Origin of the sequence: Hoeflea sp. 108 (genome assembly GCF_000372965.1) — a bacterium.
In the GTDB taxonomy this organism is placed as follows: Bacteria; Pseudomonadota; Alphaproteobacteria; order Rhizobiales; family Rhizobiaceae; genus Aminobacter.
Window position 1 is genome coordinate 2755014 of record NZ_KB890024.1, and the last position, 16215, is coordinate 2771228.

General features: G+C 62.7%; 20 protein-coding genes. 13 read left to right on the top strand and 7 right to left on the bottom strand.

Translation table 11 applies throughout. From position 1 onward, the window contains the following. Nucleotides 1–47 precede the first annotated feature (47 nt). The gene (locus tag B015_RS0113650; protein ID WP_018428265.1) at nucleotides 48–1913 is read right to left on the bottom strand and encodes a murein L,D-transpeptidase; all 1866 of its coding nucleotides are present in this window, start codon (nucleotides 1911–1913) and stop codon (nucleotides 48–50) included. 266 nt (nucleotides 1914–2179) lie between these two features. Here B015_RS0113650 and B015_RS0113655 point away from each other — a divergent pair, with 266 nt between their 5' ends. Then, nucleotides 2180–2575, top strand: a complete 396-nt coding sequence (locus tag B015_RS0113655; RefSeq protein ID WP_026227251.1) for a rhodanese-like domain-containing protein — start codon at nucleotides 2180–2182, stop codon at nucleotides 2573–2575. 7 nt (nucleotides 2576–2582) lie between these two features. On the opposite strand, the gene B015_RS0113660 is transcribed toward B015_RS0113655, so the two are convergent. After that, on the bottom strand, nucleotides 2583–3491 hold the full coding sequence (locus B015_RS0113660) for an alpha/beta hydrolase (protein WP_018428267.1): 909 nt from the start codon (nucleotides 3489–3491) through the stop codon (nucleotides 2583–2585). A gap of 50 nt (nucleotides 3492–3541) precedes the next feature. On the opposite strand from B015_RS0113660, the gene B015_RS0113665 reads away from it, so the two are divergent. Then, complete coding sequence (locus B015_RS0113665) at nucleotides 3542–3991, top strand: MarR family transcriptional regulator (protein ID WP_018428268.1); 450 nt, start codon at nucleotides 3542–3544, stop codon at nucleotides 3989–3991. A gap of 257 nt (nucleotides 3992–4248) precedes the next feature. Here the strand turns inward: B015_RS0113665 and B015_RS0113675 are convergent, their stop codons facing one another. The 3 genes from B015_RS0113675 to B015_RS0113685 all read right to left on the bottom strand — a co-directional run bounded on the left by B015_RS0113675 (nucleotide 4249) and on the right by B015_RS0113685 (nucleotide 6258). Further along, on the bottom strand, nucleotides 4249–5133 hold the full coding sequence (locus B015_RS0113675) for a ferric reductase-like transmembrane domain-containing protein (protein ID WP_018428270.1): 885 nt from the start codon (nucleotides 5131–5133) through the stop codon (nucleotides 4249–4251). A gap of 97 nt (nucleotides 5134–5230) precedes the next feature. Then, nucleotides 5231–5842, bottom strand: a complete 612-nt coding sequence (locus B015_RS0113680; RefSeq protein WP_018428271.1) for a pyridoxamine 5'-phosphate oxidase family protein — start codon at nucleotides 5840–5842, stop codon at nucleotides 5231–5233. 62 nt (nucleotides 5843–5904) lie between these two features. Next, a complete protein-coding gene (locus B015_RS0113685; protein WP_018428272.1) occupies nucleotides 5905–6258 on the bottom strand; it encodes a DUF971 domain-containing protein in 354 nt (117 codons plus the stop codon). Between the two features lie 120 nt (nucleotides 6259–6378). Here B015_RS0113685 and B015_RS0113690 point away from each other — a divergent pair, with 120 nt between their 5' ends. From B015_RS0113690 to B015_RS0113740, 11 genes are all read left to right on the top strand, one after another. Beyond that, the gene (locus tag B015_RS0113690) at nucleotides 6379–6801 is read left to right on the top strand and encodes a lysozyme inhibitor LprI family protein (protein WP_018428273.1); all 423 of its coding nucleotides are present in this window, start codon (nucleotides 6379–6381) and stop codon (nucleotides 6799–6801) included. A 181-nt stretch (nucleotides 6802–6982) separates the two neighbouring features. Beyond that, entirely contained in the window at nucleotides 6983–7987 is a 1005-nt protein-coding gene (gene moaA, locus B015_RS0113695) for a GTP 3',8-cyclase MoaA (protein WP_018428274.1), read from the top strand. Between the two features lie 226 nt (nucleotides 7988–8213). Continuing rightward, a complete protein-coding gene (locus B015_RS33845; RefSeq protein WP_245262173.1) occupies nucleotides 8214–8513 on the top strand; it encodes a hypothetical protein in 300 nt (99 codons plus the stop codon). 90 nt (nucleotides 8514–8603) lie between these two features. Beyond that, nucleotides 8604–9524: a DMT family transporter gene (locus B015_RS0113705; RefSeq protein ID WP_026227253.1), complete on the top strand. Its 921-nt coding sequence runs from the start codon at nucleotides 8604–8606 to the stop codon at nucleotides 9522–9524. Further along, on the top strand, nucleotides 9521–10144 hold the full coding sequence (gene mobA, locus B015_RS0113710; protein ID WP_157632736.1) for a molybdenum cofactor guanylyltransferase MobA: 624 nt from the start codon (nucleotides 9521–9523) through the stop codon (nucleotides 10142–10144). The genes B015_RS0113705 and mobA overlap by 4 nt, the downstream gene beginning before the upstream one ends. Continuing rightward, complete coding sequence (gene mobB, locus B015_RS0113715; RefSeq protein WP_018428278.1) at nucleotides 10141–10656, top strand: molybdopterin-guanine dinucleotide biosynthesis protein B; 516 nt, start codon at nucleotides 10141–10143, stop codon at nucleotides 10654–10656. The genes mobA and mobB overlap by 4 nt, the downstream gene beginning before the upstream one ends. 164 nt (nucleotides 10657–10820) lie before the next feature. Beyond that, entirely contained in the window at nucleotides 10821–11600 is a 780-nt protein-coding gene (locus B015_RS0113720; protein WP_026227254.1) for an ABC transporter substrate-binding protein, read from the top strand. A gap of 133 nt (nucleotides 11601–11733) precedes the next feature. Beyond that, the gene (locus B015_RS0113725; RefSeq protein WP_018428280.1) at nucleotides 11734–12447 is read left to right on the top strand and encodes an ABC transporter permease; all 714 of its coding nucleotides are present in this window, start codon (nucleotides 11734–11736) and stop codon (nucleotides 12445–12447) included. Continuing rightward, entirely contained in the window at nucleotides 12444–13274 is an 831-nt protein-coding gene (locus B015_RS0113730) for an ABC transporter permease (protein ID WP_018428281.1), read from the top strand. Before B015_RS0113725 ends, B015_RS0113730 begins: the two co-directional genes overlap by 4 nt. Before the next feature lie 148 nt (nucleotides 13275–13422). Next, on the top strand, nucleotides 13423–14292 hold the full coding sequence (locus B015_RS0113735; protein WP_018428282.1) for an NAD(P)-dependent oxidoreductase: 870 nt from the start codon (nucleotides 13423–13425) through the stop codon (nucleotides 14290–14292). A gap of 9 nt (nucleotides 14293–14301) precedes the next feature. Then, nucleotides 14302–15000, top strand: a complete 699-nt coding sequence (locus tag B015_RS0113740; protein WP_018428283.1) for a DNA alkylation repair protein — start codon at nucleotides 14302–14304, stop codon at nucleotides 14998–15000. Here B015_RS0113740 and B015_RS0113745 read toward each other — a convergent pair whose 3' ends face one another. Beyond that, the gene (locus tag B015_RS0113745; protein WP_018428284.1) at nucleotides 15001–15492 is read right to left on the bottom strand and encodes an Lrp/AsnC family transcriptional regulator; all 492 of its coding nucleotides are present in this window, start codon (nucleotides 15490–15492) and stop codon (nucleotides 15001–15003) included. It abuts the gene before it with no gap. A gap of 92 nt (nucleotides 15493–15584) precedes the next feature. Further along, nucleotides 15585–16211: a uracil-DNA glycosylase family protein gene (locus tag B015_RS0113750; protein WP_081623557.1), complete on the bottom strand. Its 627-nt coding sequence runs from the start codon at nucleotides 16209–16211 to the stop codon at nucleotides 15585–15587. Between the last annotated feature and the right edge of the window lie 4 nt (nucleotides 16212–16215).

The following is a 16215-nucleotide window of genomic DNA, read 5'->3' on the forward strand; positions in this document are numbered from 1 at the left end:
ACCTGACAGAAGCCATTCTTGTTCAGGAAATGCAGCCGGACTGGGCCTTACATGCTCGGCGCGCGTACCGTTTCGGTCTTGGCTACCGCTTCCATCAGCCTGGCATCACGATCGTAGACGTCGCCGAAATATGCGACCTTGCCGTTGAGATCCGGCCAGGCCGTGAAATAGGCGACATAAACAGGGATCTTGCGGTTCACCTTCTCGAAGGAATGGCCCTGCTTGAGCTTGGCGGCGACGTGATCGACATCGGTGCCAAGCACGGCCGCAGCCATGCCGCGCGGGTCGGACAAGCGGATGCAGCCATGGCTGAAGGCCCGGTTGTCGCGATTGAACAGCGCCTTCTGCGGCGTGTCGTGCATGTAGATGGCGTGCTTGTTGGGGAACAGGATCTTGAGCTCGCCAAGCGCATTGGCTTCGCTCGGCGCCTGGCGCACGCTGTAAGGCACCTTGGCGCCGTACTGGCTCCAGTCGATCGCCGACGAAGGAACACGCTGGCCACGCGAATCGGTGACCTCATAGCCGGCGCGGTCGAGATAGCTCGGATCGCTGCGCAGGCGCGGCAGCATCTCGTTGACGATGATCGACTGCGGCACGCCCCAATAGGGGTTGTAGTCGACCTGCTCGATCTCGTCCTGGAAGAAGCTGGTCTGGTTGGTGGTCTTGCCGATCACCGTCTTCATCTTCAGCTTCTCTGTGCCACCGTCGATGTAGCTCGCGGTGAAAGCCGGCTGGTTGATGAACACGCGGGGACTGCCGAGGTCTGATGGTAGCCAGCGCATCTGCTCGAGCGCCACCAGCACCTTGTCGAGACGATCGGCCTTCGACGTCCCGGCAAGGGTTGCGACGGTACGCGGACCGACGACGCCGTCGGCCTTGAGCCCTGCCCGCTTCTGCACCGCCTCGAATACGGGAACCAGGTCCGGCGTGTAGATCTCGCTGTTGACCGCACGCGCCAGCAGCTCGCCGAACTCGCCGCCCATCTCGTCATCGAGATTTCGGCTGATCAGGTGCAGCAGCTTGGGCAGCTCGGGGCTCGTTTCGCCTGGCTTCAGCAAAAGCTTGGGGTCGACAACGATGGTGTTTTCCTCGCTGGCGCGAAGCATTTCGAGCTCGACGCGCAGCGCCTTGTATTCCGGGTTTTGCGGATGGAACGACTCCATCAAGCCCCTGATATCCTGCGCCTGGCTGAGCTTCTTCAGCACGTCGACCATGTCGAGCGGTTTGGCTGCGAAATCATAGTAGCCGGAGATCCGGTTCGGATCGATCCTGCCGCCGAGTGCGTCGTGGACATAGCGCAACGCGCGCGCCGACAGCGCCATCTCGAAGCGGATAAGCGTCTTCAGCCTGCCGCTGGTGTCGTCGAGGGCATAGGCGGCCGGCGGCGCGGAAACGGAATAGTCGACCGGGTTGAGCCCATGGCCGGCCGCGTCGCCCAGAACACGAATGGCATCTTCGGCGCGGCTGTTGGCTGTATAGCCGGTCACCCAGATGAATTCGGGGTTGGCCGAATAGTAGTCAAGCAGCGCCTTGGCGATTTCCTTTTCAGCGCTGAGATCGTAGCCATCGAGGCCGGCGATCGCTTCGCGGAAGCTGGTGCCGGCCAGCGACGGCTCCAGCGACACCGACTGCGTGCCGGCGCTCAGCTTGGCGAAGTCGACCGACACCATCGCATCGGCCTTGTAATTGTAATAGGTCGGCGCGCTGATCTTGGCTGCCTGCACCGGCTTCTTCTTCACCGGCTCGGGCGGCGGCGGAAACTCGCCGTGCTGCTGGCGCGGGCTCCGGCCGCCGCCGCCGAACAGCACATCAAGCAATGTCTGCGCGCCCGCGTGCGGTGCCCCCATGGCGACGCTGGCAGCCAGCGCCACCAGCGGAAGGGAAATCGGCTTCTTCAGGAAAGCAATCTTCATAGGACACCCACCCCCGCCCGGGAATTTCATTGGAACCCCCATGCGCCGCTCGGGGCATTCCTGTCGCCTAATGGCGGATGTAAGGCGCAGACGTATCGATTCATACCGATAACGTTAAGCTTCCATAAATTTCCGGGTAGCTGTTGCCGAACAGTTTCACATCATCGTGACCGCCGCCGCCCCTGGCACAATCCGGCCGGGATGACAGATGCCGCCCCGCCATGCGATCAAATTGCAGGCCGATGGATTTCAGGACGAGGTCGAAAGTGAAGAAGGGCTACAAGGAACTGCTCGACGAGGCCAATGCCGTGGTCGAGGTGGTGTCGCCGGAAGAGGCCGCGACCCTGCTCGACGACCCAGGCACCATCTTCGTCGACCTGCGCGATCCGCGCGAATTGCAGCGTGACGGCAAGCTTCCCGGCGCCCAGCATTGCCCGCGCGGCATGCTCGAATTCTGGATCGACCCAGATAGCCCCTATCACAAGGCGTTCTTTTCGAGCGGCAAGAGCTTCGTGTTCTTCTGCGCCGGCGGCTGGCGTTCGGCGCTGGCTGCCAAGACCGCCAAGGACATGGGACTGGAACCGGTCCGCCACATCCTCGGCGGCTTCACCGCCTGGCGCGCAGCCGGACTGCCGGTCGAACCTGGCGACAAGAAAGGCTGAAAAGGGTTCAGTGAACCAGGGCCGGCTGCGGCTGGTCGGCAACGAAGCCAACGGCCTCGCGAACAACCTCGCGGTTCGACAGAATACGGCGGTGGCCCTGCCCCTCGGCCCAGAACAGCCGGACATGGTCGCCAGCGCTGGCCATGGCACGGGCATCGGCAGCGGACACCTCCCGGTCGTCCGGCGCATGCATCACCAGTGTCGGCACCGGCAGTCGGGCCAGCAACGCCGAACCGACGAAGCGCTCCAGCGGCGTACCCGTCACGCGCTCGACCTGTGTCTCCAGGGCGCGATGAGAACGCTGTCCCAGCTTGAGGTAGCCGGCGAATTCCTGGAACAGTCGCGGCATCGAGTTCGGCGCGGAGATCAGCACCAGCCGCTCCGTCGCAAGCGGGGCAAAGCCCCTGACGGTCCCGGCCGCGGCATTGACGGCAACCGCTCCACCGAAGGAATGGCCGACGACGGCGGCGAACGGGCCGAACCACTGGGCGGCGAGACTCGCGGCCTCGACTGCCTTGGCCATGTCGAGTGCACGGCCAAGCGAGCCGCCATGGCCCGGCAGATCGAGCGACACGACCTTGTAGCCGGCGTCGCGATACCCTTCGATCAGCGAGCGCATGTATTCGGTGCGCGATCGCCAGCCATGGATGACCAGAACGGTGCCCAGGGACCGTCTCTGTAGCGGACGGAACTCGTGGGCGGCAACGCAGTCGCCGCTCGTCTTGATTCGGTGATGACGCGCCTCGGACATGAAGTCCTGTGCCCGCGCGACGGCGCGTCTTTCGCCATCGCTCATCTTCCGCACGCTGGGCACGCGCCGAAAAAGCTCGAACGCCGCGCGGCCTGTCCACGCAGGTGCCACGACCTCGCCGACGCCCATCAGCTGGCGGATGACCTTCAGCCCGATTGATGCCATATTGAACGCCCATCCATCAGTTCAATCATGAACATATTATTAGTTCAACTATGAACAATAGACAAGACCTGCCCTGGGACAATCCGCGTTTCCGCAACTGGGTCGCGGTGGCCAAGGCCTGCCATTCCATGGAGCGTGCGCTGGCCAACGCGTTGCAGCCGCACGACCTCAAGCCGGCCCAGCTCGACGTTCTGATGAACCTCTACCGTCATCCCGACATGTCGCAGCACGACCTCGCCCGCAAGCTCCTGGTCGGCCGCTCCAACATCACCATGCTTCTGCCGCAGCTGGAAAAGCGCGCCCTCGTCCACCGCGAGGCCGACGCCAAGGACAGGCGAATCATGCGCCTCAGGCTCACGCCCGATGGCGAGGCGCTGCTCCTGCAGGCACTGAAGGCCTATGGCGCCCTGATCGAAAAGGCGATGAGCGCTTCGACGCCCGAGCAATGCGACATGATCGGCGCGCATATGCTGCGCGTTGCCGAAGCGCTGAGGGACTAGCGGGCCGTTCGCAGACCAGGACGAGACTCATAAACGCGCAGTCGGCCTGATGACGATCTCTTGTGGTTGGTCTGGTCGACCATGGCCACCCAGGTCGTGACAGGCTTGCGCCATGATGCTGCGATCATCTCGCAATGCCCCGCAGACGAAGAGTTGCATCGTCACGCGGTCGCGAACATCGAGGATACCTATGCATTCCTATTCGGGCGGGTGATCCAGAAAATGTCGGAGATGCCGCAGAGGTCCTGAGATTACCCCTAGGCAGCCGCCTTTGCCATCCGCCGCCCTCGCGATGCCGGCGCCTTGCCGAATGACCTGACGACGCCAAGCGCGGTCACGGCCATGCCTACAGCCAACACCCACCATGCCGGGCGGATGGTGTAGGAAAACTGCAGGTTGGCAGCGAGCACGCGGTTGACCGGAACGCCAGTCGCCAGCCCGTACCAGGCGGCTTCGACGACGACGGTCGCAAGCGCAGCCGTCACCGCGATGCCCAGGAGCACCCATGCCGAGTTCAGGCTCAAGCCGCGCCAATGTGCCAGCCGATACAGCGTCAGCAGCATGAAGAAGCCCGCCAGCAGGGTCGGCTGATAGACGTCGGCCTTGGACTGCATGAAGTAGTGCAGCGCAGCCAGGATGCCTATGCCGTAGACGATCTTGTGCAGCCGGTTCCAGTTGCCTCCGAGACGCTTGATGGCGGCGTCCGTGGACGTCGCACCCAATGCCGCCAGCCCAAGCAAGGCGACGAAACCGATCGTCAGGTAGATACGCAGCGCGATCTCGCTGGCAACTCTGAGCACGTCCCAGTTCATGTCGAAGAAATAGAGCACGAGGTGGCCGAGCGCATAGCAGAGCGCTGCTATGCCGAGCATCCTGCGCACCATGATGAGCTTGGGCCACTGCCCGATGCGCCGGAGCGGCGTGATGGCGAGCGAAATCATCAGGAAGCGGATCGCCCAGTCGCCGGTGAAATGGATGGCCGCCGCATAGGGACGCGGGCCGAGCAAGCTGCTGGTCGAGCCCCCTTGAGGGAAACCTGCCGTCGCGTAGTAGGCAAGCAGTGCGGCCGGCACGAACGTGCCGGCGAATACGATTGCCTTCACCGGCGACAATTTGCCGGCACGGTCGGTCCAGGGCTTCATACGGAACATCTCCCAGCTTGATGGCCGGTATACGTCCTAGGCTCCGCCGAAGTTACAGTCGCCGGATCACTTTGTCTTGAATCGCCGGTGACCGTCGTCACCACATCGACTTCTTGGCCCGCTCCGGCCATTCGCGATCATAGGCCTCGCCGTCGATGTTTGCCCGGCTCGTCACGGCAAGAATCTGCCCGGGCGTCGGAAGCGACTTCGGATCGACATGGCGCTCCGGATTCCACAATTCAGAACGCACGATGGCGCGGGCGCACTGGAAATAGACCGAATCGACCTGGACGACCGTAACCGAGCGCGCTGGCTTGCCCTCGACGGTGAACGACGCACACAGCTCGGCGTCGATGGTAACGTGAGCGCGGCCGTTGACGCGCAGCGTCGTGCCAGAGCCCGGCACAAGAAACAGCAGCGCCACTTTGGGATCCCTGATGATGTTCTTCAGCGAATCGGCACGGTTGTTGCCGCGCCTGTCGGGCATCATCAGCGTGCGCGGATCATGGATGCGGACAAAGCCCGGAAGATCGCCGCGCGGCGAGCAGTCCAGTCCCTCGGGCCCGGTGGTTGCCAGCGAAACGAAGGGCGAGGCCTCGATGAAGGCCGCATACTCAGGGATGACATGGTCGAGTTCCTTCACCAGCGAGGTTTCACCGGGAAGGCCGTAGAGCGCTTCGAGTTCTTCAACCGTCGAGATCACCGACATCGTCCTGCCTTTCGCTGTGCGCGTGGTCCTTAGCCGACAAGTGTGAACTGGCGACGACAGCCCTATCTGTCGCGGGAAAGCCCCTTCTCGGCCAGCTCGTCGAGATAGGCCTGCCAGCGCGTCTGCTTCTCGTGGCCGAGCGTGTGCAAGTAGTTCCAGGTGAAGATGCCGGTGTCGTGGAAATCGTCGAAGGTGATGCGCACGGCGTAGTTGCCCACCGGCTCGATCTTCAGGATCGCAACATCGCGTTTGCCCGGCACGGTCACGCGCTGCTCCGGCGAATGGCCCTGGACCTCGGCCGAAGGCGAAAGCACGCGCAACAGCTCTGCCGGCAGCTCGAAGGGATGGTGATCTGGGAAAGTCACCGTCAACAGCTTGCGGTCCTTGGAGACCCTGAGTTCCTTTGGCGCTGACATTTCTGCTCCCTGAATGACACTTCCGGTTACGCCCAAACCGCACCGATTGGCAAGCATGCCCTGCCCTTGCTAGCGTGTTGCTGGAAACCTGGCAGCGAGACTGGCTGGAAGGAGTTTGAAATGCGGAACCTGGCCTTCAAAATGCCTGTGGTCGCCGGCCTCCTCGCCCTTGCGGCAGCGCCAGCCGCATATGCGGTCGACGACTGCTCGAGCGCCAGCAACCAGGCGGCCATGACCGAGTGTGCCGACAAGGCGCTGATCGCGTCGGACGCCGAGTTGAATGCGCTCTACAAGCAGATACAGGGCCGGCTGAAGGACGACCGGGCGGCGTCCAAGCTGCTGGTCAGTGCCCAGAGGTCCTGGGTCGCCTTCCGAGACGCCGAATGCGAATTCTCCAGCTCGGGTGTTGCCCAGGGCTCCATCTACCCAATGACGGTGCTGCAATGCAGGGACGGCATGACCGAACAACGGATCAAGGACTTCCGGAACTACCTCAAATGCGATGAAGGCGACACGAGCTGCCCGGTTCCATCAGCAAATTGATAGGCGATCCGGCTTCGAAAAATGCAATAATGGCGGCGTGGCCGGCAAAGATTGCCCTGCCAGCCAGCTAAATGTTACCTGAACAGGGCCCTTGGCACTTGAAGGGTAATGTTTTTTGAACGACATGAAAGAGAGCGGTCTGGGAAACCGCTTGCAGGGAGTGAGCAGAGGCGACATGGGAATGCACGACACCAGCATGATCGACCCGTTCGGGCGTGCGATTTCCTATCTGCGCGTGTCGGTGACCGACCGCTGCGATTTCCGTTGCACCTATTGCATGGCCGAGGACATGGCCTTCCTGCCCAAGAAGGACCTGCTGTCACTGGAAGAACTCGATCGGCTCTGCACCGTCTTCATCGAAAAAGGCGTGAAGAAGCTGCGTCTCACCGGCGGAGAGCCGCTCGTGCGCAAGAACATCATGCATCTGGTGCGCCAGCTGTCGCGCCATCTCGAAAGCGGCGCGCTTGAAGAGCTGACTCTGACGACCAACGGCTCGCAGCTGTCGCGTTTCGCCAGCGAACTAGCCGATCGCGGCGTGCGCCGCATCAACGTGTCGCTCGACACGCTCGACCCCACTAAGTTCCACGCCATCACGCGCTGGGGTCACCTTGCCAAGGTAATGGAAGGCATCGATGCGGCACTTGCCGCCGGAATCCATGTCAAGCTGAACGCCGTTGCCCTTAAGGGCTTCAACGACCTGGAAATCCCTGAGATGATGCGCTGGGCCCATGGCCGCGGTATGGACCTGACGGTCATCGAAACCATGCCGATGGGCGAGATCGACGCCGACCGCACCGACCAGTACCTGCCGCTGTCGCTGCTCAGGGCAAGCCTCGAACGCCAGTTCACGCTGAAGGACATCCCGTTCAAGACCGGTGGTCCCGCCCGCTATGTCGAGGTCGCCGAGACCGGCGGCAAGCTCGGCTTCATCACGCCGATGACGCATAATTTCTGCGAAAGTTGCAACCGTGTCCGCCTGACCTGCACCGGCACGCTCTATATGTGCCTCGGCCAGGAAGACGACGCCGATCTGCGCGCACCGCTGCGCGCTTCAGAGGGCAACGAGCTGGTTTCACGGGCAATCGATGAAGCGATCGGCCGCAAGCCCAAGGGGCATGATTTCATCATAGACCGCCACACCAACCGCCCGTCCGTATCGCGCCACATGAGCGTCACCGGCGGCTGACGGCACGGCGCCACTAACCGCGCAAGCATTGGACTTCCATAGAAGGAGTGGGTGGTATGGCTTACCGGCTGGCAACGATGCTGCCCGCAATTTCCTTGTCATTGGCGGTTGCAGCACCTGCTGTGGCAAAGCCCTTCATCTACACCAACGCCCGCTTTGGACCTCGGTGACGTTTCCGCGCGACATCTTCATCGATCGGTTGCCACCGCCCGCCAATGGCGACGGCATGACATTCACTGCCGCGGATGGGGCAAGTCTCGCAGTCTATGGCTCCTACAATGCGCTCGAGCAGACACCGGCCCAACTCGCCGATTTCAGTTCCGAAGGCATGAATGTCACCTATCGCAAGGTGGGCAAGGACTGGGTCGTGCTGTCAGGGCATGACGGCAATTCCATTTTCTACCAGCGCCTCGAATTCGGTCGCAGCGGTGTCATTCACGCTTTCCTGCTCAAATATCCTGCCACGGCCAAGGCGAAATACGACCCGCTCATCGGTCGTATCGCCGACAGTCTCAACGGTCCGTGACGCAATTGCCGGGCTGGTCCATGTGTTTGGCATTGCTGTTTGGCGCGGCTCTGCTTAAGCCGTAGGCAACAGCAGCAATGGAAGGCTCAATTGCCACTTTCCTCGAATGTTCGCGGCGCCAGCTTCATGGTTGTCGCGATGGCCGCCTTCACCTTCAACGATACGCTGAGCAAGCTTGCTGCCCAGACGATCAATCCCGGCCAGCTGATGCTGGTGCGCGGCGTCTTTGCCACTGTTCTCATCAGCCTGTTGGCCTGGCACCGGGGAGCGCTCAAGGGCGCCCGCGACTACTGGCACCCCATGGTGCTGCTGCGCCTGATCGGCGAGGTCGGCGGCACTGTCTGCTTCCTCGCGGCCCTGCCCCATCTGCCGCTCGCCAACATTTCGTCCGTGCTTCAGGCCCTGCCGCTTGCAGTTACCATGGGGGCGGCGCTGTTCCTCGGCGAAGGCGTCGGCTGGCGCCGATGGCTGGCCATCGTGGTCGGCTTCGGCGGCGTGCTGATCATCGTCCGGCCCGGCTTTGACGGCTTCAACGCCTTTTCGCTGCTGGCGCTGCTTTCGGTTGCTTTCTGCGCCGTGCGCGACCTGGCGACCCGCCAGATTCCCGGGCATGTGCCCTCGCTGTTCGTTTCGACCGTCACCACCATCGTCATCACGCTGACCGGCGCATTCACCATCGTGCCCTTCGGCGGCTGGACGCCGATGCCGCTGGAACTCGTGATGTACCTCGGCGGCGCGGCAGTGCTGGTGCTGTTCGGCTACCAGTTCGTCATCATGGCGATGCGTGAAGGCGAGGTCTCGTTCATCGCGCCCTTCCGCTACACGGCGCTCATCTGGGCGATCTCGCTCAGCATCTTCGTCTTCGGCGACATTCCCGATACCGCCATGATCACGGGTGCCGCAATGATCGTCGCGTCGGGCCTCTATTCGCTCTATCGCGAGCGCCTCGTGGGCAAAGGTCGTCCCGCGGCCGAAAGCACGAGCCCGACAATGGCTCCGGACGGCGTGTGATGACTGCTATCGCAGGCCTCATCCTTGCGGGCGGACGCTCCAGCCGCATGGGCGGCACCGACAAGACCCTGCTTGCGCTCGGCGGGCGACCGATGATCCGCCATGTGCTCGACCGGCTCGCGCCGCAAGCGTCGCCTGTCGTTATCAACACCAATGGCGATCCGGCGCATTTCGCGCATTTCGGCGCCGAGGTGATTGCCGATACGATTGCAGGTTACCAGGGACCGCTGGCCGGGGTTCTGACCGGGCTCGAATGGGCAAAGGAGCTCGCCGGCGTTACCCATGTGCTGAGCGTCGCCGGCGACACGCCGTTTTTCCCAGCCGACCTGGCCCAGAAGCTCGCCCATCATGCAGTCGAGGACCGCATCGCTGTAGCGGCTTCCAATGGCCGCGTGCACCCGACCTTTGCACTGTGGCCGGTGTCGCTGCGCGTCGCCCTTGCCGGCTTTCTCCAAGGCGCCGACAGCCGTCGCGTCATGACCTTCATGGAACAGGCGGGCATGGCCGCAGTCGACTTCCCCGAGATGCGTTTCGGCAATGCCAGGGTCGATCCGTTCTTCAACATCAACACGCCCGACGATCTCGCCGAGGCGGAACGCCTGCTCGCCGGAGTTGAATGATGACCCATCGTGTCTTCGGCATCACCGGGTGGAAAAACTCGGGCAAGACGACCCTGACCGAGCGCCTGGTCACCGAATTGACCGGGCGTGGCTGGAAGGTCTCAACCATAAAGCACGCCCACCACGACTTCGACATCGACAAGCCGGGCACCGACAGCTTCCGCCACCGCGAGGCCGGCGCAAGCGAAGTCGCCATCGTCTCGGGACGCCGCTGGGCGCTGATGCATGAACTGCGCGGCGAAGACGAGCCGACACTGGACGAAGTGCTCGGCCGCATCGCTCCATGCGACATGGTGCTGGTGGAAGGCTACAAGCGCGAGGGCCACCTCAAGATCGAGGCCCGCCGGATCGAGGCCAAGGACCGCGCGCCGCTGGCGCCGAACGATCCGTCCATCGTGGCGGTTGCAGCCGATCATCAGGTCGAAGGAGAGAATGTTCCCGTCTTCGGCATCGACGATATCAGGGCCATCGCCGACTTCATCGAGCAACGCCTGGGCCTTGCAAAACACTGACGCTACGTCAGCCCGAATGCTTGCAACCAGTGTAACAAAAGCCCGATTCACGATTGATTTCTAACTGAAAACAGTGGGAGTATCCCCGCCATCAACGGAAGGAACGCTTCCGGCATCCGGCGATTGGGACAGGTAACGACCGGAAGCGTACAGAGAGGAGCATTATGAGGATTTCCACGCGTATCGCCTTGGCCGCCACTGCGGCACTCGCGCTCACCCTTGGAGCTGCGCAGGCGCAAGACAAGAAGATCACGATCGCCACCGAGGGCGCCTACCCTCCCTTCAACAACCTGACCTCCGACGGCAAGCTGGTCGGCTTCGACGTCGACATCGCCAACGCGCTTTGCGACGAGATGAAGGTCAAGTGCGAGATCGTCGCCCAGGAATGGGACGGCATGATCCCGGCGCTTCAGGCCGGCAAGTTCGATGCCATCATCGCCCAGATGTCGATCACGCCCGAGCGCAAGGAAAAGATCGACTTCTCGAAGAAGTACATCAACACGCCCGCCGTGATCGCCGCCGCCAAGGACAGCGACATCAAGGGTGTGACCAAGGAAGACCTGGCCGGCAAGACGATCGGCGTGCAGGGCTCGACCATCCACTACAACTACGCCGAGAAGGTGTTCACCGACAGCACCATCAAGTCCTATCCGAGCGCGGAAGAATACAAGCTCGACATGGCCAATGGCCGTCTCGACGCCGTCAGCGACGATCTCGTCTCGATCTCGCAGTGGCTTGAAACCGCGGATGGCGCTTGCTGCAAGATCGTCGGCACCATTCCGAACATGCCTGAGATCCACGGCGAAGGCGCCGGCGTCGGCGTCCGCAAGGGCGACACCGCCCTGGCCGATCAGTTCACGGCGGCCATCGCCGCGATCCGCGCCAACGGCAAGTACAAGGAAATCAACGACAAGTACTTCAAGTTCGACGTCTATGGCGACTAAGCCCATAGCGGCCTGAAGGATTGACGGGCGGCGGGACAAGCTCCCGCCGTTCGGCTAACATGGACATAACAACAAGCCGCCGCCAAAGGCGGACCGCCTCCCGCAAGGTGAGGCAAAAGGGGACAGTCGACCGATGCAGAGCATCTGGGCGCTTCTAAGTTTCGGGCCAGAAGGCTGGGGCAGCGCCCTTGCCTACGGTGTCTTCACCACCGTCTCGCTCGCTCTCGTCACATTGCCGCTGGGCCTGTTGATCGGTTTCCTGGTCGCGCTCGCCAAGCAGTCGAGCGAACCGTCCATGCGGCTGGCCGGCAACATCTACACCACCATTTTCCGTGGCCTGCCCGAACTGCTGACGCTGTTCCTTGTATTTTACGGCGCGCAGATCGGCATTCAGCAGGTTGTCCGGCTCATCAGCCCGGACACCACGGTGGAAATCAACAGCTTCATCGCCGGCATGGTCGCGCTCGGCGTCGTCTTCTCGTCCTACGCCAGCGAAGTGTTCCTGTCCGCCTTCCGCGCCATTCCGCGCGGGCAATATGAGGGCGGCTATTCGGTCGGGCTTTCGCCACGGCAGACGATGCGTCTGGTGGTCCTGCCGCAGCTCGTGCGCATCGCCCTGCCCGGCCTGACGAATCTCTGGCTGATCCTGCTCAAGGACACCGCGCTGGTGTCGGCCATCGGCCTGACCGACATCCTGCGCCAGGCGAGCATCGCCTCGCGGGTCACCAAGGAGGCCTTCCTGTTCTACAGCGTCGCTTGCCTCATCTACCTGGCCCTCGCCATCATCTCGTCTTTCGGCATCCGCGCCATCGAGCGCAAAGTCGGCAAGCGGGAGGCCGCACGATGAACGCTTCGACCGAAACGGTGGAGAAAGTTCAGCGTCCGCCCGCACCGCCGCGCGGATGGCCACGGGAGCGCATTCTCGGCTGGGTCTTCGTCAGTCTCTGGATCGCCCTTGGTATCGCCCTGGTCGCCTATCTGATCAGCGCCTGGAACCCCGAGCTCTTCAACAAATATGCGCCGAGCTACCTGTCCGGCGTCCGCGTGACGTTGACGCTGGTTGCGATCTCCATCGTGCTCGGCTCGATCCTGTCGCTGCCGATCTGCTATGCGCGCATGTCCAGCAACCGCGTGCTGAATGCGATCTCCTACGGCTACGTCTATTTCTTCCGCGGCACGCCGCTGCTCGCCCAGACATTCCTGATCTATTACGGCTTTGGCTCCTTCCGCCCGCAGCTCGAGGCCATCGGCCTTTGGGGATTTTTCCGCGAAGCCTGGTATTGCGCGGTGCTTGCATTTGCGCTGAACACGGCTGCCTACCAGGCGGAAATCCTGCGCGGCGCCATCGAGAGCGTCGGCAAGGGGCAGTGGGAAGCAGCCTCCGCGCTCGGCCTGTCCAAGCTGCAGACGATGTACAAGGTGATCCTACCGCAGGCGCTGGTCGTGGCTCTGCGTCCCTACGGCAACGAGATCATCCTCATGGTCAAGGGCTCGGCCATCGTCGCCATCATCACGGTCTATGACCTGATGGGCGAGACCAGGCGCGCATTCTCGCGCACCTTCGATTTTCAGACCTATCTGTGGGCCGCCCTGCTCTACCTGTCGATGGTTGAGGCGTTGCGTCACGGAGTGGACTGGATCGAGCGCCGGATTACTCGCCATCTGCATCGCTAGCCGGCTCTGGCGTCATAGTCCTGACGAATCTGCCCAAGTCGCTCTATGTGTTTGAAACGACGCATCGTGCCTTCCGAAAATCGATTCCGATTTTCGTGCCGATGCGCTAGACCACGGGGCAACGAACAGCGTTTTGAAAGGGTCTGGCATGGCATCGGTCGCGTTCCTGGGTCTCGGGGTCATGGGCTATCCCATGGCCGGTCATCTCAAGAACAAAGGCGGGCACGACGTCACCGTCTACAACCGCACCGCGGCCAAAGCCGAAAAATGGGCAGCCCAGCACGGCGGCCGCCATGCCCCGACCCCAGCTGAAGCGGCCCGGGACAAAGATTTCGTCTTCGCCTGCGTCGGCAACGACGACGACCTGCGCTCGGTAACGATCGGCGCGAACGGCGCGTTCGACGCGATGAAGAAGGGCTCGGTGTTCATCGACAACACCACCGCATCGGCCGAGGTCGCGCGTGAGCTCGCCGCGGAGGCCGAAGCGCGTGGCTTCCACTTCCTCGACGCCCCCGTCTCTGGCGGCCAGGCCGGCGCCGAAAACGGCGTGCTGACGGTCATGGTCGGCGGCGACCAGGCAAGCTTCGATCGCGCCAGACCAGTGATCGACGCCTTTGCCCGCATGGTCGGCCTGATGGGCCCGGTGGGCTCCGGCCAATTGACCAAGATGATCAACCAGATCTGTATCGCCGGCCTCGTCCAGGGCCTGGCCGAAGGCATCCATTTCGGCAAGCAGGCCGGGCTCGATATCGAAAAGGTGGTCGACGTCATTTCCAAGGGCGCGGCCGGTTCCTGGCAGATGGAGAACCGTCACAAGACCATGAATGCCGGCAAGTATGATTTCGGCTTTGCCATCGACTGGATGCGCAAGGATCTCGGCATCTGCCTGGCCGAAGCCGACCGCAACGGCGCCAAGCTGCCGGTGACCGCGCTGGTCGACCAGTTCTACAAGGACGTGCAGGCGATGGGCGGCGGCCGCTGGGACACCTCGTCCCTGCTCGCCCGACTCGAGAAATAGAGCCGCCACATGGCGCTGTCGCCGGCATCGACCGCAGACGAGATCGTGGCGCATCTGCACACGCTCGCCTCGAACGAAAGCCGTGCGAGCATGGCCCGCCTCGGCATCGTCACCGACTTTGCCCTCGGCATCTCCAACGCCGTGCTCAACCCGATCGCGCGTCAACTGAAGCGCGATCACGTCCGCGCCCGAGTCCTATGGACTAGCGACGTCCGCGAGGCGCGCCTTCTGGCGATCCTGACCGACGAGCCATCGAAGGTCACGCGAGCGCAAGTCGATGCAATGGCCGCCGGGTTCGGCAGCTGGGAAATCGTCGACCACGCGGCTTATCTCATCTGCGAGGCAAAGCTCGCACACGAGATCATCCCGGCCTACGCGGCGGACGAACGCGAGTTCGTGTGCCGCACGGCCTTCTCGACCATCGCAACTGCGGCCGTTCATCTGAAGAAGGAACCAGACGACACGTTCGTCGCCTGGCTCGACCTCATTGAGGCTCGCGCAGGCGATGACAGGAACTTCGTCAAGAAGGCAGTGAACTGGGCGCTGAGACAGGTCGGCAAGCGCTCGCTTGCCCTTCACGCTCCGGCACTTCGGCTGTCGGAGAAGCTGGCCGCCCTGGACAACAAGGCGGCGCGCTGGATCGGCAAGGACGCCGTACGCGAACTCACCGATCCGAAGACGCTTGCGCGCATCGACGCAAAGCGCTGATCAGGCGGCGCTTGCGCCGCTTTCCTTGTCGAGCAGCATGTAGTCGAGCGGCATTTCGGTCGTGTACTTGATCTGCTCCATGGCGAAGGACGACGACACGTCGCGGATCTCGATCTTGGCGATCAGCCGCTTGTAAAAGGCGTCGTAAGCGCCGATATCGGGCACGACCACACGCAGCAAATAATCAACGTCACCGCTCATGCGGTAGAACTCGATGACCTCGGGAAACTCCTGAATCACTTCGGAGAACCGACGAAGCCACTCATGGCTGTGAGAATTGGTACGGATCGCCACGAAGACGGTGACGCGCGCATTGATCTTCTCGGGATCGAGCAGCGCTACGCGACGCTTGATGACGCCCTCTTCCTCCAGCTTTTGGATGCGGCGCCAGCAAGGCGTGGTGGACAGTCCGACTTTCTTGGCAACGTCGGCCACGGCCAGCGTAGCGTCCTCCTGGAGGAGGCGGAGAATTTTTCTGTCGAGGCGGTCCATTTTTGGCTCCGTTAGAAAAGGTTCGCCATAATCGTGATAATCAGACCATCATACAAGAAAGGAATTCTCCACGCACCCCGCATTCGCGGTTATTATTTGCGCGCGCCGGCATGCAGACGACGCCGGATTTCTGTCCTAAGGAAAGGCAGCAATTCCATTTCGAACCACGGATTCCGTTTGATCCAACCTGTGTTGCGCCAGGAAGGATGAGGCAAAGGCAGGACGTGCGGCGAAGACGAGCGCGCCCAGGCAGCCCGCCAGTCGGCCACGGTATCGGTCAGAGACCGCGCCCTCGCCGCCTCCATGTGCCAGCGTTGCGCATACTGCCCGATCGCCAGCACGACATCGACCTGCTTCATGCCCGCCATCAGCCGCGCGCGCCAGGCAGGGGCACATTCGCGCCGTGGCGGCAGGTCGCCACCCTTTTCGTCCTGCCCGGGAAAGCAGAAGCCCATCGGCACGATCGCGAACTTGTCTGGGTCGTAGAACTCATCAGAACTGACTCCCAGCCAATCGCGCAGCCGGTCACCCGACGCATCGGTGAACGGCGCGCCGCTGAGATGCACCTTGGTGCCCGGCGCCTGTCCGGCGATCAGGATGCGAGCCGAGGCCGAGGGCACCACCACCGGTCGCGGCTCGTGCGGCAATGGCTTGCCGACAGGCTGTTCCACGCAGATGCGGCAGGCCTTGATCTCAGCGACAAGTTCGCCGAGTTCCATCGAG